Source organism: Lentzea chajnantorensis (assembly GCF_054300775.1).
In genome coordinates this window covers 8411672-8437390 of the sequence record NZ_JBSDZT010000002.1, presented here as the reverse complement: position 1 = coordinate 8437390, position 25719 = coordinate 8411672, and the positions used below count along the sequence as shown (strand labels likewise).

The following is a 25719-nucleotide window of genomic DNA, read 5'->3' as shown; positions in this document are numbered from 1 at the left end:
TTGCGAACGGTGGACTGAGGGCAGAACGCCCTGGTCAACCGCCGCGCGTGGGGAAGTGGACGCGCAAGACGAAATCAGACGGGATGTCGGGGCCGCGAGGTGCCGTCAAGCGACACACGGTGTATCACCCTCACCGGAACAGGGGCGGCAGTTGTTGCACGCCCTCACCTCGACCATACCCGAAGAAGGGGCCGCCGCCGCAAGTCCTGCGGCGGCGGTATCACATTTCCAGGTGATTTTTCAGGCCGGGAGCTCGCGCAGCAGCTTCGCGACGTGACCGGTGGCGCGCACGTTGTACATCGCCTTCACGACCTTGCCGTCCGGGCCGACGAGGAACGTGGAGCGGATGACGCCCTGCACGGTGCGCCCGTAGTTCTGCTTCTCGCCGAACGCGCCCCACTCGGTGAGGACGGTCTTCTCGGTGTCACCGAGCAGCGGGAAGGTGAGGCCCTCCGCGTCGCGGAACTTCGCGAGCTTCTCCTGCTTGTCCGGCGAGATGCCGACGACGGCGTAGCCCAGGTCGTTCAGCTGGGCGAGGCTGTCGCGGAAGTCGCAGGCCTGCTTGGTGCAGCCCGGGGTGCTCGCGGCCGGGTAGAAGTACACGACCACTGACCTGCCGAGGTAGTCGGACAGCGACACCGGCTTGCCGTCGCTGTCGGGCAGCGTGAAGGCGGGTGCGGTGTCCCCTGGTTCGAGACGGGTGCTCATGGCCTTGAGACTAGGCCTGGCCCTCGAACACGGTCGGTGCGTCCTGGCCCTGGCCGCCGGGCTGCACGGTCAGCTGCATCTGCACCGGCCCCTCCGCCACGGCGAACGCGAGCACCACCTGGGTGTCCTTGCCGGGCGGCAGCTCGGCGACGGCCGCGGCGAGGCCGTTGAGGCCCTGCACCGAGTCGACCAGCTCGGGAGCCGCGGCACCGTTCGCCGTCGCCTTCACGGCGAGCTGAGAGGGCTTGTAGGCGTTCTTCGAGCCGTTGTAGACGGTGAGCGTGAAGACGGCCGTGCGCGCGGCGCGCGGGGTGGCCGTGTCCGACGGTGAGAGCGATCTCGGGGCCGACACCACGACGGAGAGACCGGAGCCCCACACCCGCTGGGTGCCGAAGGCGGCGTTGGTGGCGGCGTCGGGCGTCTCGGCCCGTTGCTCGACGGTCAGGCTCTCGTCCGTGGTGACGGCGACACTGGGGCCCGCACATCCCGCCACGGCCAGCAGCAGGCAGAGACCCGCTGCCGATTTGGCGAACTTCACGAACTCCCCTTTCCCACCCCGGCGGTGGGTGTGGACGACTCCCGTCAACTGTGACGGTGCCGCGGGGCGAGCGGGGGAGGAAAGGGGCCCTTGAAGCGGACCTGGTGCCGGGACGATGCCGACTCGTGATGGGCGGCGTGGGCGGCGCCACAAGAGAGCGCCGGCCCCACGCCGTCCGTCGGGTGAAGCTAGGGAGCGCGTCGGGGGGCGTGCGCGCTCACACCGATCATCGCGCAGGGTGTGCCTCGCGCTACAAGCGGAGCCGATTATCACCCGTTCAGACCAACGTCAGTCGTACGAAACGTGAAGCTCAGGCGTGACCGACTCACGTATGTGCGGCTGAACGGCCCAGCGCGGGCGTCCGTTCGGCAAGCTCGCTCAGCAGTTCGAACGACCGCAGCCGGTCCTGCTGCCCGTGCACGATGGTCGTCACCATGAGCTCGTCGGCCGCCGTCGACTCCAGCAGCTCGCCCAGTCCGGCGGCGACCGTCTGCGGCGAACCGATGACCTGGGTGGCCATCCGGTCCTCGATCACGAGCTCGTCGATCTCGGTGTACGGGTAGGCGGCGGCCTCCTCCGGCGTGGCCAGCGGAGCCGGCCGGCCCTGGCGCAGCTTCACGAACGACAGCGCACCCGGACCCGCGAGGTAGCGGGCGCGCTCGTCGGTGTCGGCCACGACCACCGAGGCGCACACCATCGCGTACGGCTCGCTGAGGACCTCCGAGGGCCGGAAGTGCTTGCGGTACAACGCGAGCGCCGGCAGCGTGTTCTGCGCGCTGAAGTGGTGGGCGAACGCGAACGGCAGCCCCAGCAGCCCCGCGGCCTGCGCGCTGTAGCCGGACGAGCCGAGCAGCCAGATCGGCGGCTTGTTGCCCGCGGCGGGCACGGCGTTGAGCTCGGCGGTGCCGTCGAAGTAGCCGATCAGCTCGGTCAGCTCCTGCGGGAAGTTCTCCGCGGACAGCCCGGCCTCGGTCCGCCGCAGCGCCCGCGCCGTCTTCTGGTCGGTACCGGGCGCGCGCCCGATGCCCAGGTCGATGCGGCCGGGGTGCAGCGCCTCCAGCATGCCGAACTGCTCGGCGACCACGAGCGGCGCGTGGTTGGGCAGCATGACGCCACCCGACCCGACGCGAATCCGCTCGGTCGCCGACGCGACGTGCCCGATCAGCACCGCGGGCGCCGAGCTCGCGATACCGGGCATGTTGTGGTGCTCGGCGAACCAGTAGCGGTGGTAGCCGAGGCGTTCGGCCTGCTGGGCGAGCTCCCTGGAGTTCTGCAGCGCGGCCGTCGCGTCCGAGCCCGAACCGATCGGGGCGAGGTCGAGGACGGACAGCGGGATCTCACTGAGGCGGCTCATACATCGATCAACACCGATACTTCGCGACTTCTTCCGTGAGCCGGGTAACTCGTCGGGCGTCCGCCGGTCCGAGCCTGCGCGCGGTGCTGGTGACTGCTCGGTCACATCCGAAATCACCCGGTGGCGGTCGCGGGTTGACGTGGGTGTGACGGATGTCGTGGTGATCGGAGCGGGCCAGGCGGGCCTCTCGGCCTCCTACTTCCTGCGCAGGCGGAACGTCGACCACGTCGTGCTGGACGCGAACCCCGCACCCGGCGGCGCGTGGCAGCACCGGTGGCCGAGCCTGCGCATGCGCACCGTGCACGGCATCCACGAGCTCCCCGGCATGCCCTTCGAACAACCACCCCCGGACGCCCCCGCCCGCGAGGCGATCCCGTCGTACTTCGCGCGCTACGAGCGCCTGTTCGACCTGCCGGTGCTGCGCCCGGTGACCGTCTCCGCGGTCACCTCCGACTCGCCCCTGCTGCGGGTCGAGACCTCCGCGGGCACCTGGACCACCCGCGGCCTGATCAACGCGACCGGCACGTGGCGCCGCCCGTTCTGGCCGCACTACCCCGGCCAGTCCACGTTCCGCGGCCTGCACCTGCACACCGCCGACTACCAGGGCCCCACCGCCTTCGCCGGCAAACGCGTGGTCGTGGTCGGCGGCGGCGCCTCAGCCACCCAACTGCTGATGGAAATCGCCCCGCTCGCCGCCTCGACCCGCTGGGTCACCCGCCACGAACCGGTGTGGCACGAGGGCCCGTTCACCGAGGACTACGGCCGCCAGGTCGTCGCCCTGGTGGAGGAACGCGTCCGCGCCGGCCTGATCCCGCGCAGCGTGGTGAGCGTGACCGGCCTCCCCCTGAACGACCGGACCCTCGCCGCGCTGGCCGACGGCGTCCTCCAGCGCTGGCCGATGTTCTCCCGCGTCGTCCCCGACGGCGTCGAATGGGAGTCGGGCGAGCGGTACGCCGCCGACGTCATCCTGTGGGCCACCGGGTTCCGGCACGACCTCGACCACCTGGCGCCGCTGCGTCTGCGTGCGGCCGGGGGTGGGGTGCAGGTGGACGGGACGCGGGTCGTGCGTGATCCGCGGATCCACCTGGTCGGGTACGGGCCTTCGGCCAGCACCATCGGGGCGAACCGGGCGGGGCGGAGTGCGGTGCGGGAGTTGGTGCGGTTTCTCGGTCTTGAGGCTGGGGGTTCGGGGGCTGGGAGTCCGGGGGTTGGGCGCTCGGGGGTTGAGGGTGCTTTGGCGGGGTGAAGGCGCTGGTAGCGGCGTTGCGGCGGTCTCGCGTTGTCGCTCGATCGGGTGGCGCGTGTCCTGATCCGGCGGTTCGCCCGTCTTACCGGGGTGACTTCGTGTGGTGTCGCTCGATCGGGTGACTTGTGTCCGGAATCGGCCGCTCGCTCGCCCCGTGGGGGAAGAGGAACGCGGGGAGGCGGGACGGAACGTGTCGGAACGCGTGGGTGCCGGACCGGGTCAGGAGTCCGAGTGGGTCCGGCGCTTGGGCTTGGCGAGTCGGGAGGCGGCGAGCCGGGTGGTGGCGAGTCGGGAGGTGGTGAGCCGGGAGGTGGTGAGCCGGGTGGTGATGAAGACGGCCAGCGCGACACCGGCCAGCGCCAGCACACCCGTGGAGGCCAGGCCGACGTACTGCTCGACGAGGTGCCAGTTGTCGCCGAGGAGGTAGCCCGCGAGGATCAGCGCGGTGTTCCAGAGGAGGCTGCCGGCCGCGGTGTAGCCGAGGAACGGTGCCAGTCGCATCCGCTCCACGCCGGCCGGGATGGAGATCAGGCTGCGGAACACCGGGATCATCCGGCCGAAGAAGACCGCGCGGTAGCCGTTGCGGAGGAACCAGGCCTCGGTCTTGTCCACGTCGGACACGCGCACCAGCGGCATGCGGGCGGCGATGCGCCGGACCCGGTCGCGGCCCAGCAGGTGGCCGAGCCAGTAGAGGAGCAGGGCGCCGGCCACCGAACCCGCGGTGGTCCAGAGGATCGCGTCGAGCAGGGACATCTTGCCCTGGGCCGCGGTGAAACCGGCCAGGGGGAGGAAGACCTCGCTGGGCAGGGGCGGGAAGAGGTTCTCCAGCGCGATCGCCAGTGCCGCTCCGGGTGCGCCGGCCGATTGCATCAGGTCGGTGACCCAGTCGACGAGGTTCATGGGATCGACGGTACGGATTCGGGTGGCCGGTGACATTGGGGGAAACCCGAGGTCCTGGGTGGGGGTGACCCCACCCAGGGGTCGGGGTTTGCCGGGGGTGAGCTGGGAAGTCGTTGCCGCGGACGGGGAAACGCGGTAGGCCCCCGAGGGCCGCGGTGGTGTCCGAAATGTCGCGTGAGAGTGCTCACGCGACCGGGTGCGGTGGGCGGACCGAGGGCGAGGTTCGGCGGGTCGAGCGGTCCACAGTGGACTGGAGCGGGACGGTGTGCGGGTACGTCCATTGGGCCACATCTGGTGGAAAGGCCTTTCCGGGGCTGAACAGGGTCGTTAGGCTCCGTGCGATGACCGACCAGGCGGGGACGTGTGCGACGTGTGGCGCCGCGACCGCTACCTCCCGGCGGAGTCAGGCCCGGTACTGCTCGAACGCGTGCCGGCAGCGCGCGTACCGGCGGCGGGCCACCAACCGGCAGCCGACCGGCGGCTGGCAGACCGGCAACGGCTGGCAAACGACCAACGGCTGGCAGGCGGGCGGCAACCAGCCAGGCAGCAGCCAACCAAGCAACAGTCAGCGAAGCAACGGCCAGCCGAGCAGCGGCCGCGCGAACCACCAGAGCACTGGCCACACCATCCACCGCGCCACCAACGTCCAAGCCGACCAACGCACCAACCAGCCGCCGAACCACCCAGCGAACCAGCCCAAGAACCACCCGACGAACGAGCCCGCCCACCGCCACCCAGCCCTTGACAGCTTCATCGGCCGCACCGAGGACCTGAACCGCCTGGCAGCCCTCCACACCACCGGCACCGCCCGCGTCCTCACCCTCACCGGCCCGGCCGGTGTCGGCAAGACCAGGCTCGCCAAGGAGTTCACCGCCCGCCTGCCCGAGGTCGCCTGGGTGGAGCTCGCCTCGGTCGCGGGAGGCGACCACGTGCCGCGAGCGTGTGCGACGAGTTTGGGCATCGGCGAGGTCACCGGTGAGACGGTGCTGAGCACGGTGGTGCACGCGTTGGCCGGGCGGACGGTGGTGCTGGTGCTGGACAACTGCGAGCGGGTCGCCGGGGAGTGCGCGGCGTTGCTGGAGCCGTTGCTGATCGGCTGTCCCGGGGTGCGGGTGGTGGCGACGAGCCGGGAGCCGTTGCGGGTGCCGGGGGAGGTGCTGGTGCCGGTGCCGCCGTTGCCGGTCGAGGGGGCGGTCGCGTTGTTCGCCGACCGTGCGGAGGCCAGTCAGCTCGGGGTGCGGTTGCCGGGGCGGGAGGTGCTCGCCGGGCTGTGTGTGCGGCTGGACCGGCTGCCGTTGGCGGTCGAGCTGGCCGCGCGGCTGGTGACGGTGCTGCCGGTCAGCGAGTTGCTGGCCCGTCTGGACGACCGGTTGGAGCTGCTCAACCGCGGCAACCGGACCGCAGCCGTGCGGCACCAGAGCCTGCGCGCGGCCGTCGAGTGGAGCTACGACCACCTCGGCGCCGACGAGCAGCACGTGTTCCGCTGCCTGTCGGTGTTCCCCGGCGGGTTCGGGCTGGAGGTGGCGGTCGCGGCGTGTGCGCTGCGCACGGACCGGGTGCTGGCGCTGCTGTCGGGGCTCGTGTCGAAGTCGCTGCTCACGTTCACGGGCGCGGGGCGGTTCGAGCAGCTGGAGACGCTCCGGTTGTACGGCAGGGAGGAGCTCGGCGAGCTGCGGGACGTCGTGCTGGCGCGGGTCGCGCACTGGTTCGCCGGCCGCTGGACCGCGTTCACGGCGACCGTGTTCAGCGCGCCGGCCGTCGTCGAACCGCTGATCGCCGAGTGCGCCGCGCTGCAGAGCGCCGTCGACTGGGCGGCCCGCACCGGCGACCGGAACCACCTGCGGCTCGCGACGATGCTCGCCACGGCCTGGCGCGACCAGGGGCAGGTGTCGCAGGGGCGCCGGTCGCTGCACGCGGCGGTGCGCTCCACGGTGCCCAGCGAACCCGCCGTGCGCTGCCTCGCCCTGTGCCACCTCGCCTACCTGGCCGGCACCGACGACGACACCGGTCTGCCCACGGCCGAGCAGGCCGTCGCGCTGGCCCGCGAGCTCGGCGCACCGGTGCTGCTCGCCCAGGCCCTGAACGCGGTCGCGGGCGAGCTGGTGCGCGCGGGCCGGACCAGCGAGGCGCGCAAGCACTACGAGGAGGCGCTGGCGTTGCTGGTGCCGGTCGCCGGGCCGCTGGACCTCGCGATCATCGAGCACAACCTGGCCTGGTCGGCGCTGCGGGCGGGCGACGAGGAGTTCGCGGACGCCCTGCTCGCCGACGTGCTGCCGGTCTACCGGCGGTTCGCTCCACCACGCCGACTAGCGGTCTTCCTGCACACGGTCGGCGTGCGCGCGTTGCAACGCGGCGAGACAGACGAGGCCACGGACTGGTTCGAGCAGTCGCTTCGTGCGTCCTGCACGGGTTTCTGGGTGGCGGACGTGCTGGAGGGGCTGGCCGTGATCGCGTACCGGCGCCGTGACCCGAGGCGCGCGCTCAGGCTGGTCGGCGCGGCCTCGTGCCTGAGGGAAGGCGGGCCCACCGACGACCTCGTGTGGCAGCGGGAGGTCGTCGAGGTCGTGCGGGCCGCACGGGTCGCCGTGGGGAACTCGTGTCTCGCCGACGGCCGGCAGATGACGCGTGAGCAAGCGGTCGCCTACGCGCTGGAGGGCCGGATCGAGCAGCAGGAGCTCAGCGCACGCGAACGGCAGGTCGTCGCGCTGGTGGCCGCGGGGCGGACGAACGGTGGCATCGGCACGGAGCTGCACATCTCGCAGCGGATGGTGGAGACGCACCTGCAACGGGTCCGGCGCAAGCTCGACCTGACCAGCCGCACTCAGATCGCGGACTGGGTCGAACGCAGGAACATGCGATCTGACCTGGGCGAACGTGCCCCGTGAGCACACCGCGCCCAGGACGATCGTGAGGTCGGGGGGACTCGAACCCCCACTGGCTGGGACCTAAACCCAGTGCCTCTGCCAATTGGGCTACGACCCCTCGGGTGGAAGCCTATAGCGCGGCCATGTACACGCTCTCCCGGGGCGCACGTGGGTCGTGTGCGGCCCCGCCCACGGCCGTCCACTACGGTGACTGCCAGAACCGCTGCTAGGAGGACATGTGGCACGCGATCCCGACACCATCCAGCGCGAGATCGAACAGGCTCGTGCCGCGCTGGCCAACACCCTGGACGAGCTCAGCGAGCGCGCGAACCCGCAGAAGCTCGTCGAACAGGGCCGCTCGTCCGTGCTGGCCACGCTGAGCCAGCCCAAGGTCAAGTACACCTTGATCGCGGTCGGTGCCGTGGTCGGCTTCGCGCTCGTGCGCAAGCTCTTCCGCTGAGCACCTGGCCAGAAGTCTCGTCCGCCCCCTCGTTGCTGCCCAGGCGTCTGCAAGTACCACCAACATGGTCGCCGCCCGTCGAACCGGATTCCAGGTCCGCGGACGGCCGGCGGAGCTGTTGGCAGTAGAAAAGTGCTTGGTGATGTTGAGTCGGTGGTACTTGCAGATGCCGGCAAAGCCGGGGGGCGCTAGGCGTGCACCAACGGTAGTAGGACCTGCTCGACGACCTTCTCCACGAACGGCTCGTCGAGCGGGTCACCGGTGAGCATCAGCCGGTAGATCAACGCCGCGCCCGCGATCTCCACGGCCATGCCGCGCGGGGCGTCGGCCCTCAGCTCACCCCGGTCGGCGGCCCGGTCGAGGATTCCGCGCAGCACGTCGCGCTGCGAGATCAGGAACGTCTCCCGGAACGCCGCCGCCAGCTCCGGCTCGTGCGGCAGCTCGCCCACCAGCGCCTGAGCGGCCTTGCCGATCGGACCGGACAGGAACGCGGCGAACGACGACAGGAACTCGCGCAGGTCACCGGCGAGCGAGCCGGTGTCCGGTGCGCCGAGGTTCTGCGTGGCGAGCTGCGTGCACGTGTCGATCACCAGATCGAGCTTCGACTCCCAGCGCCGGTAGATCGTGGCCTTGCCCGCTCTCGCGCGCGCTGCCACCGCGTCCATGGTGAGGGCCCGGTATCCGACCTCGGCCATCACTTCGAGCGCTGCCTGACGTAATGCGTCGTCCCTGCTGGCGTCGCGAGGCCGGCCCCGCTGTGGGGCCCTTCCCTCGTTGAGCGCCGCTGTCGGCACGGCCATGCCACCTCCTAGTGCAAGGGCACGGCTCGTGCGTGTTCTCCCCGCCCCTTTGGCGGGACATCCTAGGCGTCTCGCCCTACTCGCAGGGGCAGCAGCACCCGGTTGTTGGATCGTGTTGTGGTCGGTCGACTCCTGTGCGGCCGGTACCGGGAAGAGGACCGGGAACTCCGTTCCGGCACCTGTCGAGAACCTGAAGATCGTGCCAGGGAGCTGGACAGTCCACATCAGACGGTCAGTCCGCCGGTGCCTTCACGGCCGTGGCCAGCTGGGTCAGGTACCGCTTGGTGATCCGGCCGCCGTAGCGGGTGTCGATGAGCCTGCCGATGCCGGCGACCAGCTCGTCGCGGGTGGGCAGCGTGATGTGGTTCGAGTACGTGAGCAGCAGGTCGACGTAGGTTTCCGCGGTGTAGTCGCGCTCCCACTCGTACCTGCGGAACTCCGGCGGCTCGAAGAACGGGCTGTCGTCGAGCTCGAACGGCACGGTGCCGGCCGTCGGCTGCCGGAAGCCCGGCGGCGTGCCCGGGTCCCAGCGCTCGTAGAGCTCCTGCACGTCGGCGAAGAACTGCTCGGTGCCGCCCGCGACGTGGTGCGTGGAGATCACGGCGAGCGTCCCGCCGTTCCGCAACGCGCGTGCGCACCGGGCCATGCGGGTGTCCGGGTCCAGCCAGTGGAACGCCGTCGCGGACACCACGAGGTCGAACTCCCCGTCCGGCTCCCACTCGTCGAAGTCCGCCACCACGACGTGCGCGCGCGGCGCGTGGGTGCGGGCGATCGCGGCGAGGTCCGGGCTCAGCTCCACGGCGGTCACGGAACCGAGCGCGGTCAGCGGCAGCGTGGCCTGGCCGGTGCCAGGGCCGATCTCCAGGATGCGGTCGCCGTGCAGCGCGGCGAAGAGCTCGGCGGGGTAGGTCGGACGGGCCCGGTGGTAGCGGGCCGCGTCCGTGCCGAAGGTGGCGCGCAGGCGCTCGCGTTCGGTCATGCGCCGAGCTCGAGCTCGCGCGAGGGCAGCGCGTCGATCCCCTTCCGGGCGAAGTCGGTCCACGTCCGCCGCACGACCGCGGCCAGCGCCGGGTCCGGCTCCTGCCCGGCCAGCATGCCCGCGCCCCTCCAGGCGTCCGGGTCGAACAGGAACGGCAGCTCCATGCAGTGGCAGGCCCCCAGCGGAGCGCCCTCCGGCCGCCAGCGGAAGTCGTAGGTGGCGGCCTGGCCACCGGCCTTGGCCCAGTCGGCGGCCAGCCGGCGCGCGGGGCCCGCGAAGACGAGCTCGGTGGCGACGGCCCAGGCCTCCGGGTGGTTCGCGACGTACGGGCTGCCGTCGTCCCGCGTGTGTCCGACGAGCAGCTCCACCCGCGGCGCCACCGCGGTCAGGTCGGGCTCGCCCGGCAGCTCCGGGCCGAACGGCATGCTGCCCGACGGCGTGAACCTCGGCCCCAGCTCGGCGGTGACGCGCTGCTGGGCGGCCAGCACGTCCGCCACGGGGGTGCCGGCGTCGACGGAGGCGGCGACGTGTTCGCGCAGCGCCGCCGTCATGGCCGGGCGGTCGGGGCTGCGGGTGCCCAGCGGCGCGCTTTGCAGGATCGCGCGCTGGAACAGGCCCTCGGTGTCGGTGAGCAGCAGCGCGTACACGGAGTCAGCGCCCGCGGACTGGCCGAACGCCGTCACGTTCGCCGGGTCGCCACCGAACTCCGCGATGGTGTCGCGCACCCACCGCAACGCCGCCAGCTGGTCCAGCAGCCCCAGGTCGTCCCGCAGGTAACCGAAGATCCCGAGCCGGTAGCTGACGCTCACGACCACGACGCCCTGCGCGGCCAAGAGCCCTGCGTCGTACTTCGCCGACTCGCCGCTGCCGGTCACGTACGCGCCGCCGTGGAACCACACCATCACCGGCAGGCCGTCGGCGTCGGCCGGTGCCGTCACGCTCAGCACCTCGCAGTGCTCGTCGAACGACAGCCCCTCGACCGAGTTGCCGACCACCGCGGCCAGCGCCGACGGCGACTGCGGGCAGGCTGGCCCGCGGCGGGTGTCGTCCACCACGCCGTCCCAGGTGAGCGGCTCTGGCGCGGCGAACCGGGCCGCCGTCGCGTAACGGATCGCGCGTGCCCGCACGAGGCCTTCCGCAGTGTTCAGCACGTCCCCGATGGTAGGCGTGGGTGGTCAACTCCACAGCCTCCCGAGTGGGCGCGACCGGCCTGCCCGGAGCACGATGGACCGGTTGGACCACGAGGCAGAGGAGGAACCCAGGTGCGGGCTACGACGATCTACGGCACCCGTGACATCCGCGTCGAGGAGGTGCCCGACGCGCGCGTCCAGGAGCCGGGTGACGTCGTCGTCCGGGTCGAGCTCGCCTGCATCTGCGGCAGCGACCTGTGGGCGTACCGGGGTGTCGCCAAGCGCGAGAGCGGTCAGCGGATCGGCCACGAGTTCCTCGGTGTCGTCGAGGAGGTCGGCGCGGACGTGCGCAGCGTCCAGGCCGGCGACCGGGTCATCGCGCCGTTCGTGTGGAGCGACGGCACCTGCGCCTACTGCCAGGCCGGGTTGCAGACGTCGTGCCTCAACGGCGGGTTCTGGGGCGGCAAGGGCAGCGACGGCGGCCAGGGCGAGGCCGTGCGGGTGCCGCAGGCCGACGGCACGCTGGTGCGCGTCCCGGCCGACGCGCCGGCGGAGCTGCTGCCCGCGTTCCTGAGCCTGAGCGACGTCATGGGCACCGGGCACCACGCGGCACTGGGCGCGGGCGTGCAACCCGGCAGCACCGTCGCGGTCGTCGGTGACGGCGCCGTGGGCCTGTGCGGTGTGCTCGCGGCCAAGCGCCTCGGCGCCGAGCGGATCATCGCGCTGGGCCGCCACGAGGACCGCGCCAAGATCGCGACCCTGTTCGGCGCGACCGACCAGGTGGCCGAACGCGGTGACGCCGCCGTCGAGCGGATCAAGGAGATGACCGGCGGGCTCGGGGCGGCCGCGGTGCTGGAGTGCGTGGGCACGGAGCAGTCGTGGCAGACCGCCATGGGCATCGTGCGCGACGGCGGCCGCATCGGGTACGTCGGCGTGCCGCACGAGATGCCGGGGCTGCCGCTGGGCAAGCTGTTCGGCCGCAACATCGCCATCGGCGGCGGCGTCGCACCCGCGCGCGCCTACCTGCCCGAGCTGCTCGCCGACGTGCTCGCCGGGCGGATCGACCCCGGTCCCGTGTTCGACCGGACGGTCGCGCTCGCCGACGTCGCCCAGGGCTACCAGGCGATGGACGAGCGGACCGCCCTCAAGGTCATCGTCAAGCCGTGACTCACGGCGCCGGCGTCCGCGCGGCGGCGGTGAGCACGTAGTCCTCGGCGCGCACGCGCTTCGTCCGCATCCAGTACCGCCAGGTGAAGCCCGGCCACACGGTGCGGTTGACGCCCTGCGCGTCGAGGTACCAGCTCTTGCAGCCGCCCTGGGTCCACACGCCCTTGGTCAGCTTGCCCTGGATCTCGCGGTTGAACTCCTGCTGGGCCTCCCGCCGCACGTCCAGCTCCGCCGCGCGGTGCCGGTCGAGGAGCCGGAGGCACTGCGAGATGTACCGGATCTGCGACTCGATCATGAACACGACCGAGTTGTGCCCGAGTCCGGTGTTGGGGCCCAGCAGGAAGAACAGGTTGGGGAAGCCGGACACCGTGATGCCGTAGTAGGTCTCGATGCCCTGCTCGCGCCACTTCTTGGCGAGGTCGACCCCGCCCTTGCCCTGGATGTCCAGGTAGTCGAACGAGTCGACGACGTGGAACCCGGTGCCGTAGATGATGGCGTCGACCTCGTGCTCGACGCCCGCGCTGTCCACGACGGACCTCTCGCGCACCTCGGAGATCTTGTCCGTCACCAGGTCCACGTTGGACCGCGACAGCGCCGGGTAGTAGTCGTTGGAGATCAGCACGCGCTTGCAGCCCATGGTGTAGTCGGGCTTCAGCGCCTTGCGCAGCTCCGGGTCCGGCACCTGCTTCTTCAGGTGCCGCACCGCGATCCCCTGCGCGAACTGCATGATCTTCGGGTTGACCGCGAAGCCCAGCGCCGACGACTCGCGGGTCCAGTAGACGAAGTCGCGGTAGAGCCGCTGCGTGAACGGCAGGGCGCGGAACAGCTTCCGCTCCCAGCCGGTGATCTCGCGGTCGGCCTTGGGCATGATCCACGGCGGCGTGCGCTGGAAGACCTTGAGCGACCCGACCTGCCCGGCGATCTTCGGCACGAACTGGATCGCCGACGCGCCCGTGCCGACGACGGCGACCCGCTTGCCGGTCAGGTCGTAGTCGTGGTCCCACTGCGCGCTGTGGAACGTCTTGCCGGTGAAGTTCTCGATGCCCGGCAGCTCGGGGACGTTCGGGATGTGCAGCGCGCCGACGCCCGCGACCAGCGCCGTGGCGGTGTAGGTGTCGCCCTGCTCGGTGGTGACGTGCCAGCGCTTGGCCTCGTCGTCCCACCGCGCGCCGGAGACCTTGGTGTTGAAGCGGATGTGCGGTCGCAGCCGGTGCTTGTCGGCGACCTTGCGCAGGTACTCCCAGATCTCGCCCTGCTGGGCGAACATCCGCGACCACCCCGGGTTCAGCTCGAACGAGAACGAGTACATGTGCGACGGCACGTCGCACGCGCAACCGGGGTAGGAGTTGTCCCGCCACGTGCCACCGAGGTCGCTCGCCTTTTCGAGGACCACGAAGTCGTGCTCACCGCGGCGCTTCAGCTCGACGGCCATCCCGAGGCCGGAGAAGCCGGTGCCGATGACGAGCACTTTCGTCTCTCGGTGCATGGGGACACCCTCCCACTCGCTTGGCTACTTCGCAGTAGGTTACTCGAAGTAAGTTACGAGCGGTAGACTCCATTCGTGACCGCTCCAGCGCCACGGCGCCGCATGCCCAGGGCGCAGCGCATGGCCCAGATGCTCACCGTCGCCGAGGAGGTCTTCGCGGAGCAGGGCTACCTCGCCACCTCCATGGACGAGATCGCCGAACGCTGCGGCGTCTCCAAGCCGATGATCTACGAGTACTTCGGGTCCAAGGAGGGCCTGCTGATCGGCTGCATCCACCGGGCGCGCGCCGAGCTGCGGGAGAAGACGGCCGCGGCCATCGCGGGCGCGCAGGACCCCGAGCAGTTCCTGCGGCTGGGGCTGCTCGCGTTCTTCGAGTTCATCGTCGACCACCAGCGGTCCTGGGCCCTGCTGCGGCAGGAGGCGGCGATCGCGGTGCCGTCGGCGCAGGAGGAGGTCGAGGGCATCCGGCAGCAGCAGACGGACATGATCGGGTCCGTGCTGGTGTCGTTCGCGCCGGAGATCGACCCGCTGGAGGCGGAGGCGTTCGCGGAGATCGTCGTCGGCGCGTGCGAACGGCTCGCCGTGTGGTGCGAGCGCAGGCCCGGTGTGGGACCCGCGCTCGCGACCGACTACGTGATGGCCGTGGTCTGGCCGGGCGTCGCCGACCGGCTCACGAAGCTGCCTTGACCCGTTCCGCGCGCATCTGCGTGACGGCGGGCAGGTCCAGCGGCGCCACCTTCGTGCCGGTGGCCCACTCGATCAGCATGTCGGCGAGCTGCGGGTTGCGCGGCAGCACCGGGCCGTGCAGGTAGGTGCAGACGATCCGGCCCTGCACCGCGCCCTCGACGCTGCCGTCGTTGCCGGTGCCGACCTTCACGTGCGCCAGCGGACGCGCGGACGGGCCCAGCACCGTGCGGCCCTGGTGGTTCTCGAACCCGGTCAGCACACCGGAGAACAGGCCGTCCGCCGGCTCGGCCAGCACCTCGCCGATGGCACGGCTGCCCCCGGCGTGCGAGGTCGAGTCGATCAGGCCCATGCCGGGGTGCGTCACGTTGTCGGCGCGGGTGAAGCTCTCGCCGAAGATCTGGATGCCCGCGCACACCCCGAGCACCACGGCGCCCTTCGTGACCGCGCGCTGCAGACCGGGGTGCTCGCGCAGGTGCTTCACCGCGAGCGTCTGCGCGGTGTCCTCGCCACCGCCGACGACGTAGATGTCGCACGAGTCCGGCACCGGCTGGCCGTAGTTGATCGGCACGACCTCGGCCTTGATCCCGCGCCACGCCATGCGCTTCTCCAGCACGACGGCGTTGCCGAAGTCCCCGTAGGTGCCGAGGAGGTCCGGCAGCACGAGGGCGATCTGGACGGTCGACTCACTCATCAGCGGCAGCCCTGGCATTCAAGTCGCGGAACGCGGTGTAGTTGGCGATGACCTCGACCGCGCCGGCGGGCAGCTGGTCGAGGGCCCTCAGCGGGTCTTTGACGATCGTGTGCTCGACCTCGGCGTACGTCAGGCGCACGGCCAGGTCGCTGGCGCGCTCACCGGACGCGATCACCTGGCGGCCGCGCAGCTTCTCGAACGGGACGTCCCACAGCCAGCTCAGGTCGCGGCCGTCGGCCTCCTGGGCGTTGATGACCAGGACGGCCGGGTGGTGCGCCTCCCTGACCACGGTGAGCGTCTCGCTCCAGCCCGCCGGGTTCTTGCTCAGCAGCAGCCGCGCACTGCGGCCGTTGCGCTGGATCGTGCGGTACCGGCCGCTGACGTTGCTCACGCCACGCAAACGGCGCACCGCCTCGTCGACCGGCACACCGAGCGTGTGCGCGGCCGCCGTGGCCATGACGGCGTTCGCCTGGTTGAACTTGCCCGGCAGCGTCAGCCGCAGCTCCAGCTTCCGGTGCTCCGGCGTGATCATGGCCTCGTCGGCGGTGATCCACGTCGGGTGCGGCCGCGCCAGGTCGCAGTTCGTGCAGTGCCAGTGCTCGCCCTGCCAGCGGATCGGGTCACCGCACCGCGGGCAGCTCGCGCTGTCGTGGTGCCAGCTCGTGCCGGTGGCGACCCAGACGACGTTCTTCGCGTCCCTCGCCGCACTGGTCACCATCACGTCGTCGCAGTTGGCGACGATCACGCAGTTCTGCAGCCCGGCGATCGTGTCGCGGATGCTGCGCTCGATCGTGCGCACCTCACCGACCCGGTCGAGCTGGTCGCGGCTGAGGTTCAGGATCACCGCGACCGCCGGGTTGCTGGCACCGGCGACGGCGGGGAAGTACCCCTCGTCGCACTCCAGCACGGCGTACGGGGCGTCCGGCTGCTTCGACAGCGCCGTCACGTGCCCGTCTGGCATGTTCGCGCCGCTGTGGTTGGTGGCGACCTCACCCAGCGCCGTGACGGCCCTGGCCAGCATCATCGTGCTGGTCGTCTTGCCGTTCGTGCCGGTGACCACGGCGACCCTGCGGCCGGCGGTCAGGCGGTTCAACGCCTGGGGGTCGAGCTTGAGGGCGACTCGGCCGCCGATCATGCCACCTGCGCCGAGACCCATCTTCTGGGACAGCGTGGAGCTCAGGTTGCCCAGCTTCACGGCGGCTGCGGTGCGCAGGGGGAGGCGGGCGGGGGAATCGTTCACCCCGGCGATGCTACCGGCGTGGGCGGGTAACCCTTCGTGGGCGGTGGTTTCGGTGGTGTGAACGGGGTTCGGTACAACGGTGGGTGCTGTTCCCGCGGCTCCGCCCGCGTTCCCCGCGACCGTTCTAACGGGACATCGACCGCAGCGTGCGGATCAGCTCCACCGTCGGCAGCTGGCAGAGCTGCGCCATGTTCTCCACCGCCGCCAGGTCGAGGTGCACCTCCGGTGACGCCCCGGGAGGCAGCACGTGCAGGCGCCCGGCCGCCCACCGGCGCAGTGGCGCGAGGCGGGGGTTGTCCGTGGCGGCGACCAGGGACAGGTTCAGGGTCAGGTGACCTGCCGGCGTGTCGCCGAAGAAGCGTTCGTGCACGCGGGCCAGCACCTCGTGCGCGGGCACGTCGAGTGCGTGGCAGATCTCGACCAGGCGCACGACCGAGCACTGGCGGGTGCCCAGCTCGTACGTCGCCAGGGTCTGCAGGGAGATCTCCGTCTGCAAGCGCTTGTTCAGTTCTTTCCTGGTCCAGCCGCGCTGCTTGCGAAGGCTGCGGATCTCGTCACCGAGCACGCGTTGGTACGCGGCTGTGTCGATCGGTCCTGTCGCAGTCGTCACCGGTTTCCTCCACCCCATGAGCGGGTCTCACGCTGATGGAAGGCGCCGATGCTTCGCCGCTTACGCAACTTACGGCCAACATCCCCCGAACGGGGTAAAGAACTCTACTCTGAGTATCAGTTCACGCAGCGCACGCCGTCCGCGGAGATGGGGGCAGGGGGCGGGGCGGGCTGCTGGCGGGCGCCGTCCAGTGCGAGCAGCGGGGTGCCGGTGAAGCCCTGCGAGCCGGGACCGGAGTAGTCCGCGCCGAGGAACACGCGGACGCGGCCGGCGGGGAGGTCGCCGTCCTCCTCGGTGTCGATGCCGCCCAGGACCTGCTGGACGGCCTTGCCGGCCGCCTCACCGCCCTGGGGGTAGCGGACGACGGACGTGGCCAGCGCGGCGGCGTTGCCGGTCTGGCCGCCGACGAAGCCCTTCGTGACGAGGGACTGCAGGACCGTGGCCGCGAGGCCGGGCTGGCCGGAGGCGTTGCGGACGTCGACCGTGACGGTGGCGTTGTCGAAGGTCGGGTCGGGGACGTCGGCGGCGTCCGGGGTCTTGCCGAGGTTCTTCACGAACTTGCGGACCTCGTTCTCCTTCACCTCGACCGCGCTGCCGTCCTCGGGGGTCTGCAGGTCGGGGTTGCCGGTCGGGATGGTCTGGAACGTCATGTTCCCGCCGGTCATGTCCTTCATCTGCAACGCGAACCTCGTGATGTCCCAGCCGTCGTCGAGCACGATCGCGCCGGACACGGCCTTGATCATGTCGTTGCGCTTGGTGCTGTCGGCCAGCACGCCCGCGGAGAGCATCTTCTTCGCCAGACCGGCCATGAACACCTGCTGGCGGACGACGCGGTCGAGGTCGCCCATGGGCAGGCCGTGGCGCTGGCGGACGAACGCCAGCGCGTTCTTGCCCTCGATGGTCTGCGGGCCTGCCTTGAAGTTCGCGCCGGAGAAGCTGTCGCGGACGTTCGAGTTCAGGCACACGTCGATGCCGCCGATGGCCTTGGTGATCTCGTAGAAGCCGACCAGGTTGACCTCGGCGTAGTGGTCGATCTTCACGTCGGTCAGGTTCTGGATGGTCTCGATGAGGTTGTTCGCGCCGGCCTTGCGCGACTCCATCTCGACCTCGGGGCCGCTCTTGCCGCTGCCCTTGAGCTTCTCGGCGGCCTGGTTCTTGGCGTAGCCGTAGGCGGAGTTGATCTTGTGGCGGCCGAAGCCGCCCGCGATCTTCACGTAGGAGTCGCGCGGGAACGACACCGCGAAGGCCTTGCCGCTGTCGTTCGGGATGTGCAGCAGGATCAGCGTGTCGGTGTTGAACCCGCCGTCGTCGCTGCCGCCCGCCTGCAGCTCGTTCAGGACGTTCTGCGGCAGCGGGTTGCCCTTGGAGTCGGTGCGGCTGTCCATGCCGACGAGCAGGATGTCGATCGCGCCGTCGGCGGGCTTCTCCCCGGCGTCGGCGAGGTTCAGGTCCTGCTTGGTGAGGCCGTCGGTCAACGAGGTGAGGTTCTGCCACGCGATGCCGGTGACCAGCAGGACCGTCGCCGACAGCATGCTGATGAAGATCCTGGCGCCGGTCGACGCACCGCGCTGGGCCGCGCTCGGGCGGCGGGCGGCGGCGGGACGCGGGCGCTGGGCAGGGCGCTGCGGCGGCTTGGCGGCGGGCGCGGCGGTCTTCGCCGGGGTCGTGCGGACGGTGGGGCGGTCGGCCACCGGACGCGGGCGCGGGCCGGACGACGAGGCGCGGGCGGGCACACGGCGCGGCTCCGCGCGGCCCGCTGGCTCGCCGCGGGTGTCCGACGTGCCGCGACGGGGTGGTTCCACGCGCCTGGGCGGCTCCCGGCGCGGCGGTTCCTGGCGCTTCGGCTGGTCCGACCGGCGCGGGTCCCTGCGGGGCGGCTCCGAGCCGCGCGGCGGGTCCTGAGGACGGCGGGGCTGCCCCGACGGCGGACGCGGGGTGGCGCTGGGTCGCCGAGGAGACCCGTTCGGCTCTCCTGGCCGCGGCGGCCGGTTGTCCACACCCACTCCTCTCGGCACGTGCGGGTACCCCAAGTAGACGTGGTGACTCCCCACTTGGTTGTGCGTAGCGTGACACAGTGGGGAAGACCACCCGATCCAGGCCCCGTGACCAGGGGTTTTGTCCGCTTCGTAGACTGGCCGCCGTGTTGACGATGCAGGACGCGCTGCTCGCGCTGACCAAGTACTGGACCGAACGGGGCTGCCTCGTCGTGCAGCCCTTCAACACCGAGGTCGGAGCCGGGACGCTGAACCCGGCGACCGTGCTCCGGGTGCTCGGTCCCGAGCCGTGGCGCGTCGCGTACGTGGAGCCGTCCGTGCGGCCCGACGACGCCCGTTACGGCGAGAACCCGAACCGGCTGCAGACCCACACCCAGTTCCAGGTGATCCTCAAGCCCGACCCCGGCAACCCGCAGGAGCTCTACCTGGGCTCGCTGGAGGCGCTGGGCATCGACGTGCGGGCCCACGACGTGCGGTTCGTCGAGGACAACTGGGCCTCGCCCGCACTGGGCGCGTGGGGCCTGGGCTGGGAGGTCTGGCTCGACGGCCTGGAGATCACCCAGTTCACCTACTTCCAGCAGGCCGGCGGCATGACGCTGGACCCGGTGTCGGTGGAGATCACCTACGGCATCGAGCGGATCATGATGGCGCTGCAGGGCGTCGACCACTTCAAGAAGATCGCCTACGCGCCCGGCATCTCCTACGGCGAGGCGTTCGGCCAGTCCGAGTACGAGATGTCGCGGTACTACCTCGACGACGCGGACGTGGAGGCGAACAAGCGCCTCTTCGAGGAGTTCGCGGCCGAGGCGCGCCGGATGCTCGACGCCCGCCTGCCCGTCCCGGCGCACAGCTTCGTGCTGAAGTGCTCGCACATCTTCAACGTGCTCGACGCGCGCGGTTCGATCTCCACGACCGAGCGCGCGCGTGCGTTCGGCCGGATGCGCGGACTGGCCCGCGAGGTCGCCGCGCTGTGGGCGGAGCGGCGCGAGGAGCTCGGCCACCCGCTGGGCCTCGCCGAGACCCTGGCCCCCGCCGCCGCGCCGACGTCGTTCGCCGACGTGACCGAGCCCGCGACGCTGCTGTTCGAGATCGGCACGGAGGAGCTGCCGCCGGCCGAGGTGCTGCGGACCGTGGACGCGGTGCGCGCCGGTGTGACGGCGAAGCTCGGTGCGACCCGCCTGACGCACGGCGAGGTGACCGTGCACGGCACGCCGCGCCGGATCGTCGTGCTGGTGCCCGAGGTGTCGCCGCGGGAGCCGGACGCCGAGCGCACGGTGCGCGGACCGCGGGTCTCCGCCGCGTTCGACGCCGACGGCAACCCGACGAAGGCCGTGCAGGGCTTCGCCCGCGGCCAGGGCGTCGACGTCGCCGCGCTGGGCCGGGTCGAGGAGAACGGCGTCGAGTTCGTGGCGCTCACCAGGACCGATGCCGGCCGCGGTGCCGTCGAGGTGCTCAGCGGGCTGCTCGGCGAGGTCATCTCCGACCTGCGCGCCGAGAAGAACATGAAGTGGAACGACCCGAAGCTGTCGTTCACCCGCCCGATCCGCTGGCTGCTCGCGCTGCTCGGCACCACGCCGGTGCCGGTCGCGGTGTCGGCGCTGGCCTCCGGCACGGTCACCCGCGTGCACCGCACGGCCGACGCGCCGGTGGTCGAGGTGTCCGCCGCGGACGGTTACCCGGAGTTCCTGTCCTCACACGGCATCCAGGTCGACGCGCAGGCCCGCGCCGAGGCGATCGTGGCCGCCGCGCAGGAGCTCGCCGCGTCCGCCGGCGGTGTCGCGGAGGTCGACGGCCTGCTGGACGAGGTGACGAACCTGGTCGAGTGGCCGACGCCGATCCTCGGCTCGTTCGAGGAGCGGTACCTGGAGCTGCCCGGCCAGATCCTCACCACGGTCATGCGCAAGCACCAGCGGTACCTGCCGGTCCGCACCGCCGACGGCGCGCTGCTGCCGCACTTCGTGGCCGTGGCGAACGGGTCGGTGGACGCCGACCTGGTCCGCGCGGGCAACGAGGCCGTGCTGCGCGCCCGGTACGAGGACGCGGCGTTCTTCTGGCGCGCCGACCTCAAGACGCCGCTGGAGGAGATGAAGGCGGGGCTGGCGAAGCTCACGTTCGCGGACAAGCTCGGCTCGATGGCCGACCGCGCCGGCCGCATCGCCGCACTGGCCGGCCGGTTCGCCGGTGTGGTCGAGGTCGACCGCGAGACGCTGGACCGCGCGGGGCAGCTCGCGAAGTTCGACCTCGGCTCGCAGATGGTGATCGAGCTGTCGTCGCTCGCCGGTGTGATGGCGAAGGAGTACGCGGTGCGGGCGGGGGAGACCCCCGAGGTCGCGCAGGCGTTGTGGGAGATGGAGCTGCCGCGGTCGGCCGGTGACGCGCTGCCGTCGTCGGTGCCGGGTGCGCTGCTGTCGCTCGCTGACCGGTTCGACCTGCTCGCGGGCCTCTTCGGCATCGGGGCGCAGCCGACCGGCTCGTCCGACCCGTTCGGGCTCCGGCGGGCGGCGCTGGGCGCGGTGAGCGTGCTGCGCGCGTTCCCCGACCTGCGCGCGATCACGCTGACGAAGGCGTTGTCGCTCGCCGCGGAAGGGCTCGAGGTGCCGGCCGAGGCGCTGGAGACGGCACGGGAGTTCGCCGTCCGCCGCTACGAGCAGGCGCTGCTCGACGCGGGCCACGAGCACCGGTTCGTGCAGGCGGTGCTGCCGCTGGCCGACTCGCCGGTCCTCGCCGACGAGACGCTCGCGCAGCTGGAGTCGCTGGCGGGCGACGAGTCCTTCGACGCACTCGCGGCCGCGTTGCAGCGGGTGCGCCGGATCGTGCCCGCGGACGTGGCGCCGTCCTACGACGCCGCGGTGCAGGCCGAGCCGGCGGAAGTGGCGCTGCACAAGGCGTTCGACGGTGTGACCAAGGACGTTGCCGGTCTCGCGGCGTTCGTGGCGGCGGCCGGGGAGCTGACCGGGCCGATCAACACGTTCTTCGACGAGGTGCTCGTGATGGCCGAGGACGCGGACGTGAAGGCGGCCCGCCTGGGGCTGCTGGCGTCCATCCGCGACTTCGCGGCGCCGGTGCTCGACTGGACCCAGCTCTAGGAAGTGGCGTCTGCAAGTACCACCGACATGAAGTCGGTGGTACTTGCAGACGCCCGCTCAGCAGGACGGGGCGGGGGTGCCGGGGTGCAGCGTCACGCTGCGGACCCGGCCCACCGCCCCGTTCTGCTTCTGCGGCAACGGGCACACCCGCACGACCGGCGGCTCGGCGCCGACCCGGTTGCCGTCGTTGTCGAACATGATCGGCCCGCCCGCTCCCAGCACCGCGGTCTCCGGTGAGGAGACGAAGCTGATCTGGGTGTTCACCTGGCTGCGCTGCACCGGTTTGGTCACCGGCAGCTTGTTGACGGCCTCCTCGACCACGGACACGGCGTCGTAGCCGTTGACCGCCCAGCCCGCGTCGGTGTGCGCCACGTCGAACCCGATCCGGGTGAACTGGCGCTCGAAGTCGGCGAACCCGGTGTTGCCGGGGACCTGCTTGTCCGCCCCACCGACCAGGGTGGCCACCAGGCGCAGCTTGCCGGAGGTGAAGGAGGGCGAGGACAACGCCTGCACGCGCAGGTCCTCCAGCCGCGGGTCGAGCTCGGCCGCCCGCACCCGCTGCCCGTCCGACGTGCTCACCACCGTGATCGAGCTCGCCGAGCAGTGGCCCTGCGAGAACTCCTGGTCGAGGCTGTGCAGGAACATCGCCAGGTCGCGGCCGCGGGCGATGTAGCCGACCGTCACGTCCTTGGTCACGTTGCAGACCCGCCTGGCGGTCTGCGACACCGTGCTCGCCTCGTCCGGGTCGAACTTGACCTCGGTGATGTTGCCGCCGAACTGCTTGTGCATCAACGGCAACGCGGTGCAGGTGTAGGGGTCGGTGCCGCCGGTCGGCACCATGATGAAGTCGAGCCGGGTGCCCGGCAGCGCCGCGCCGAGCGAGCGGATCTGCTCGGAGCCGCGGAAGGCCACCCGGTAGTAGTGGTCGCGGCCCACGCCGTTCTGGTAGGTCGTGTCGGGCTCGCAGCCGCTGTAGTCCGTCTCCTGCGCCGTGGAACCGCTCTGGTCGAACCCCTCCGCCGTGACCAGGTCCGAGACCATCGGGATCTTCTCCGCCGCCAGCAGGTCGGCGATCTCCGCCGAGTGCTGGTGGCTCAGCCCGATCCCGGCCACGGCGACGACCTCGGGGTGGTCGGCGAGTCGGCGCGCGACCTGCACGGCCTCCTGCTCCGGCCCGTACGCGCCGATGTTGCCGACCAGCAGCCGCACCGGGTGCAGGCAGCCGGTGCCGTTCGCGCGGGCCTGCCCGGCCGCCATGCCCTCCAGCTCGTGCACGGCTCGCGCACCGGCGTACTGGTCGGTCATCGTGAGCAGCACGCCGACCGTCACCGGGGTGCCGCTGGGGTCGCAGACCTCGGCTGCCGCGGCGTTCTGCTTCTCGATCACCTTCAGCACGTTCGTGAACGCGTCGAGCTCGAAGGCGTAGGGCCCCTGGCTCAGCCCGACGCACTCGCCGCCGGCCGACCACACGTCCGCGCTGGGCAACCAGCCGTCCTTGCAGGACAACCGCTTCCACAGCCATGGACCGCCGGTGACGCTCCCGGCCACGAGCGCGACGACCGCGAGCACGGCGACCGGGCGCAGCCAGTCGGTCCACTTCGCGGGGTGCCGCAGCGCTCGCGGTCTGGGCCAGATCCCGAGGTAGAAGCGTTCGGTGAACGTCACCGGTGGTTCCTCCCGAACCGTTCGTAGCGCTGTGCGCGCCTGAGCAGCAGCGCCGGGTCCTGCGCGCGGTTGGAGAGCTGCCGCAGGGCTTGTTCCACGTGCACGGCGTAGTCCTGCAGCACGTCGGGGTCCGTGACGCACGGGTCGTGGTCGAACGCGGGCACGACGCCGAGCAGCCGGTGGACGTGGGCCAGGTCGCTGCCGCGCGCGGCACCGCCGATCGAGTCCGGCGCGGTCTCGCGCGGGTTCACCTCACCGGTGACCAGGTCGAAGAGGTCGAGCCAAGCCTTGGTCGCCATGTCCGCCAACGACTCCAGCAGCTCCGCCGCCACCGCCGCGCGGTCGCCCAGCAGCAGCGTGTGCCGCAGCCGGGGACCCTCGTCACCGGCGTGGTCGCGCAGCTTGCCGACCACCGCGTCCCACGACGCCTCGTCGGTGCCGGGCCGCGCGGCCAGCAGCCGCAGGCCGAGGTAGCGGACGAGCGGTGGCAGCCGCTGCTCACCGGACTCACCCGGTGTCCACAGCGTCGGCGACGAGTACAGCGGCGAGCCCAGCCCGACCGGGTCGGGCAGCAGCGGGGCGAGCGTCTGCGCCTCCAGCTTGGTGAGCGCCGCCGACAACGTGACGAGGGCCTGCACGTGGTGCTTGTTCGCCCTGCCCCCGGCGGAGAACTCGCGCACGAACGGTTCGAGCAGGCCCGTCTCCGCGCCGCGCAGCAGCCTGGCGGGCTCACGGGTGCGGCTCGGTTCGTCGTGGAGCTTGCGCAGCAGCGTGTCGACGGACTTCGGGTGACCGCGGCTCAACCGGTGCACGACCTTGCCCACGGTGCTCGCGGCGAGGTCGTTGGGCCACAGGTGGCTCTTGGCGAGCTGCACGACGTCCTTGCTCGTCAGGTCCTCCGACCGGACCCGCAGCCACACGCGTGCTGAGCGGGCGAGGTCGGCGTCCACATCGGACTCGGCGAGCACCGGTGCCTCCGGCAGCTCGTCCTCGGCCAGTTCCTCGGCCAGCAGCCCGCCGCTCGTGGTCACGACGAGCAGCGGGTCGGGCAGCGCGGGATGGCCGCCGCGGGCGGTGTCCGCGATCGCCCTGCGCACCCGCAGCAGCGCGCGGACGAACGTCGTGGCCACCGCGATGTCGCCGTCGTCGAGCAGCATCAGCACGTTGTGCCGCCGGGTGCTGACCGGCGCGAGGCTGTGCCGCAGATCGGCCAGCAGGGCGGCGACGAGCAGGTCGTCGACGTCGCGGCGCACGTCGGGGTCCCTGCTGCGGGCCTGGGCGCTCAGCCGCAACCGGGCCTGGTCGGCGTTGAGGGAGAGCCGCTGGTCCTGGTGCCCGAACCACTCCAGCGCCGCCCTGCTCCAGCGGAAGCCGGACGCCCGGCGCGAGGTCTCCAGCATGCCGCCGAGGTAGTCGGCGATCCGGTTCACCACCGGCGCCGGGTCCACCGGCAGCTGGATCAGCGAGCCGGCCGTGGCGGCGAGGTCGCGCACCAGGTCGCGCAGGTTGCGGTCGCGGTAGTTGTTCGTCTGCCGGTTGAGCTCTTCGAGCGCGGCCTCCTGGTCGAGGGTGTCGGTGTCGACGCGCATGGCGATCTGCGCGAGCAGGACGCGTTCGAACGACAGGGGGAAGCCGGGGACCTCGGTGCTCAGCCCCAGCAGCACGGCCGCGAGCACCGGCCGCACCGCGCTGTCCCACGCGGTGTCCTCGTCGTCGGCGCTCAGCTCACGCGGCCGCACGAGCACCGTGGGCGTCCGGTCCTGCCACTCCAGCACCGTCTGGTGCAGCAGCGCGGACTTGCCGGAGCCTCCGCAGCCCTCGACGACGAGCACCGGTGTCGCACCTGCCCCCACGGCCCCGACCAGGCCTTGGACGAGTCCGCGCAGCCGGGTGCGCCCTTCGAACACCGTTGGCCTCCTCCGAGGTGCGGGGATCGAAGAACTCTATGCAGCCGTGGAGTTCCTACGGGGGCGAACGACGCAATCTGCCTGCGGTTTCGCCGTGTTGGCCGAATGGATCACCCGTTCGGCCGCGCGGGGGAACGCGCTGCGTCGAAGCGCGGCAGGGGGCCACCCCCGGTCGCACGGCGAAGGGCGCCCCGATCGGGACGCCCT

General features: G+C 71.5%; 20 protein-coding genes and 1 tRNA gene. 6 read left to right on the top strand and 15 right to left on the bottom strand.

Annotated features, from left to right (window positions below; genetic code table 11):
- Positions 1-240: 240 nt before the first annotated feature.
- The 3 genes from bcp to ACVDFE_RS40305 form a co-directional block, all read right to left on the bottom strand.
- Positions 241-708: a thioredoxin-dependent thiol peroxidase gene (gene bcp / locus ACVDFE_RS40315; protein WP_360398220.1), complete on the bottom strand. Its 468-nt coding sequence runs from the start codon at positions 706-708 to the stop codon at positions 241-243.
- Between the two features lie 10 nt (positions 709-718).
- Positions 719-1246, bottom strand: coding sequence for a hypothetical protein (locus tag ACVDFE_RS40310; protein ID WP_458434107.1), 528 nt, complete (start codon positions 1244-1246; stop codon positions 719-721).
- 325 nt (positions 1247-1571) lie between these two features.
- Positions 1572-2600, bottom strand: coding sequence for an LLM class flavin-dependent oxidoreductase (locus ACVDFE_RS40305; RefSeq protein WP_458434106.1), 1029 nt, complete (start codon positions 2598-2600; stop codon positions 1572-1574).
- Between the two features lie 145 nt (positions 2601-2745).
- On the opposite strand from ACVDFE_RS40305, the gene ACVDFE_RS40300 reads away from it, so the two are divergent.
- Positions 2746-3846 (top strand): NAD(P)-binding domain-containing protein, encoded by a 1101-nt coding sequence (locus ACVDFE_RS40300; RefSeq protein ID WP_458434104.1) that lies wholly within the window; start codon positions 2746-2748, stop codon positions 3844-3846.
- Between the two features lie 219 nt (positions 3847-4065).
- Here the strand turns inward: ACVDFE_RS40300 and ACVDFE_RS40295 are convergent, their stop codons facing one another.
- The gene (locus ACVDFE_RS40295) at positions 4066-4746 is read right to left on the bottom strand and encodes a DedA family protein (RefSeq protein ID WP_458434102.1); all 681 of its coding nucleotides are present in this window, start codon (positions 4744-4746) and stop codon (positions 4066-4068) included.
- A 341-nt stretch (positions 4747-5087) separates the two neighbouring features.
- Here ACVDFE_RS40295 and ACVDFE_RS40290 point away from each other — a divergent pair, with 341 nt between their 5' ends.
- Positions 5088-7631, top strand: coding sequence for a LuxR C-terminal-related transcriptional regulator (locus ACVDFE_RS40290; protein WP_458434100.1), 2544 nt, complete (start codon positions 5088-5090; stop codon positions 7629-7631).
- A gap of 23 nt (positions 7632-7654) precedes the next feature.
- On the opposite strand, the gene ACVDFE_RS40285 is transcribed toward ACVDFE_RS40290, so the two are convergent.
- Positions 7655-7728 (bottom strand) — tRNA-Leu (locus ACVDFE_RS40285).
- Positions 7729-7848: 120 nt separating this feature from the next.
- On the opposite strand from ACVDFE_RS40285, the gene ACVDFE_RS40280 reads away from it, so the two are divergent.
- Positions 7849-8070 carry a DUF3618 domain-containing protein gene (locus ACVDFE_RS40280; RefSeq protein ID WP_360398232.1) on the top strand — a complete coding sequence of 74 codons (222 nt, stop codon included), beginning with the start codon at positions 7849-7851 and terminating at the stop codon, positions 8068-8070.
- 188 nt (positions 8071-8258) lie between these two features.
- Here ACVDFE_RS40280 and ACVDFE_RS40275 read toward each other — a convergent pair whose 3' ends face one another.
- The 3 genes from ACVDFE_RS40275 to ACVDFE_RS40265 all read right to left on the bottom strand — a co-directional run bounded on the left by ACVDFE_RS40275 (position 8259) and on the right by ACVDFE_RS40265 (position 11000).
- Positions 8259-8870: a TetR/AcrR family transcriptional regulator gene (locus ACVDFE_RS40275; RefSeq protein ID WP_360398234.1), complete on the bottom strand. Its 612-nt coding sequence runs from the start codon at positions 8868-8870 to the stop codon at positions 8259-8261.
- Between the two features lie 232 nt (positions 8871-9102).
- Positions 9103-9849, bottom strand: a complete 747-nt coding sequence (locus tag ACVDFE_RS40270) for a class I SAM-dependent methyltransferase (RefSeq protein WP_458434098.1) — start codon at positions 9847-9849, stop codon at positions 9103-9105.
- A complete protein-coding gene (locus ACVDFE_RS40265; protein WP_458434097.1) occupies positions 9846-11000 on the bottom strand; it encodes a carboxylesterase family protein in 1155 nt (384 codons plus the stop codon). The genes ACVDFE_RS40270 and ACVDFE_RS40265 overlap by 4 nt, the downstream gene beginning before the upstream one ends.
- 111 nt (positions 11001-11111) lie before the next feature.
- Here ACVDFE_RS40265 and ACVDFE_RS40260 point away from each other — a divergent pair, with 111 nt between their 5' ends.
- Positions 11112-12146 carry a zinc-dependent alcohol dehydrogenase family protein gene (locus ACVDFE_RS40260; protein WP_458434096.1) on the top strand — a complete coding sequence of 345 codons (1035 nt, stop codon included), beginning with the start codon at positions 11112-11114 and terminating at the stop codon, positions 12144-12146.
- Position 12147: 1 nt separating this feature from the next.
- Here the strand turns inward: ACVDFE_RS40260 and ACVDFE_RS40255 are convergent, their stop codons facing one another.
- Positions 12148-13632, bottom strand: a complete 1485-nt coding sequence (locus ACVDFE_RS40255; protein ID WP_458434095.1) for a flavin-containing monooxygenase — start codon at positions 13630-13632, stop codon at positions 12148-12150.
- A 75-nt stretch (positions 13633-13707) separates the two neighbouring features.
- Here ACVDFE_RS40255 and ACVDFE_RS40250 point away from each other — a divergent pair, with 75 nt between their 5' ends.
- On the top strand, positions 13708-14319 hold the full coding sequence (locus ACVDFE_RS40250; protein WP_360398244.1) for a TetR/AcrR family transcriptional regulator: 612 nt from the start codon (positions 13708-13710) through the stop codon (positions 14317-14319).
- Here the strand turns inward: ACVDFE_RS40250 and ACVDFE_RS40245 are convergent.
- From ACVDFE_RS40245 to ACVDFE_RS40230, 4 genes are all read right to left on the bottom strand, one after another.
- Positions 14303-15010, bottom strand: a complete 708-nt coding sequence (locus ACVDFE_RS40245) for a type 1 glutamine amidotransferase (RefSeq protein ID WP_360398246.1) — start codon at positions 15008-15010, stop codon at positions 14303-14305. The genes ACVDFE_RS40250 and ACVDFE_RS40245 overlap by 17 nt on opposite strands.
- Positions 15003-16250 (bottom strand): Mur ligase family protein, encoded by a 1248-nt coding sequence (locus ACVDFE_RS40240; protein WP_360398248.1) that lies wholly within the window; start codon positions 16248-16250, stop codon positions 15003-15005. Before ACVDFE_RS40240 ends, ACVDFE_RS40245 begins: the two co-directional genes overlap by 8 nt.
- A 124-nt stretch (positions 16251-16374) precedes the next feature.
- Complete coding sequence (locus tag ACVDFE_RS40235; protein ID WP_458434094.1) at positions 16375-16860, bottom strand: helix-turn-helix domain-containing protein; 486 nt, start codon at positions 16858-16860, stop codon at positions 16375-16377.
- A gap of 116 nt (positions 16861-16976) precedes the next feature.
- Entirely contained in the window at positions 16977-18662 is a 1686-nt protein-coding gene (locus ACVDFE_RS40230; protein ID WP_458434093.1) for an LCP family protein, read from the bottom strand.
- A 347-nt stretch (positions 18663-19009) separates the two neighbouring features.
- Between ACVDFE_RS40230 and ACVDFE_RS40225 the strand changes: the two genes are divergently transcribed.
- Positions 19010-21940 carry a glycine--tRNA ligase gene (locus ACVDFE_RS40225; protein ID WP_458434472.1) on the top strand — a complete coding sequence of 977 codons (2931 nt, stop codon included), beginning with the start codon at positions 19010-19012 and terminating at the stop codon, positions 21938-21940.
- A gap of 57 nt (positions 21941-21997) precedes the next feature.
- On the opposite strand, the gene ACVDFE_RS40220 is transcribed toward ACVDFE_RS40225, so the two are convergent.
- Together ACVDFE_RS40220 and ACVDFE_RS40215 are read right to left on the bottom strand one after the other, a co-directional pair.
- Complete coding sequence (locus ACVDFE_RS40220) at positions 21998-23605, bottom strand: ABC transporter substrate-binding protein (protein ID WP_458434092.1); 1608 nt, start codon at positions 23603-23605, stop codon at positions 21998-22000.
- On the bottom strand, positions 23602-25512 hold the full coding sequence (locus ACVDFE_RS40215) for a hypothetical protein (protein WP_458434091.1): 1911 nt from the start codon (positions 25510-25512) through the stop codon (positions 23602-23604). Before ACVDFE_RS40215 ends, ACVDFE_RS40220 begins: the two co-directional genes overlap by 4 nt.
- Between the last annotated feature and the right edge of the window lie 207 nt (positions 25513-25719).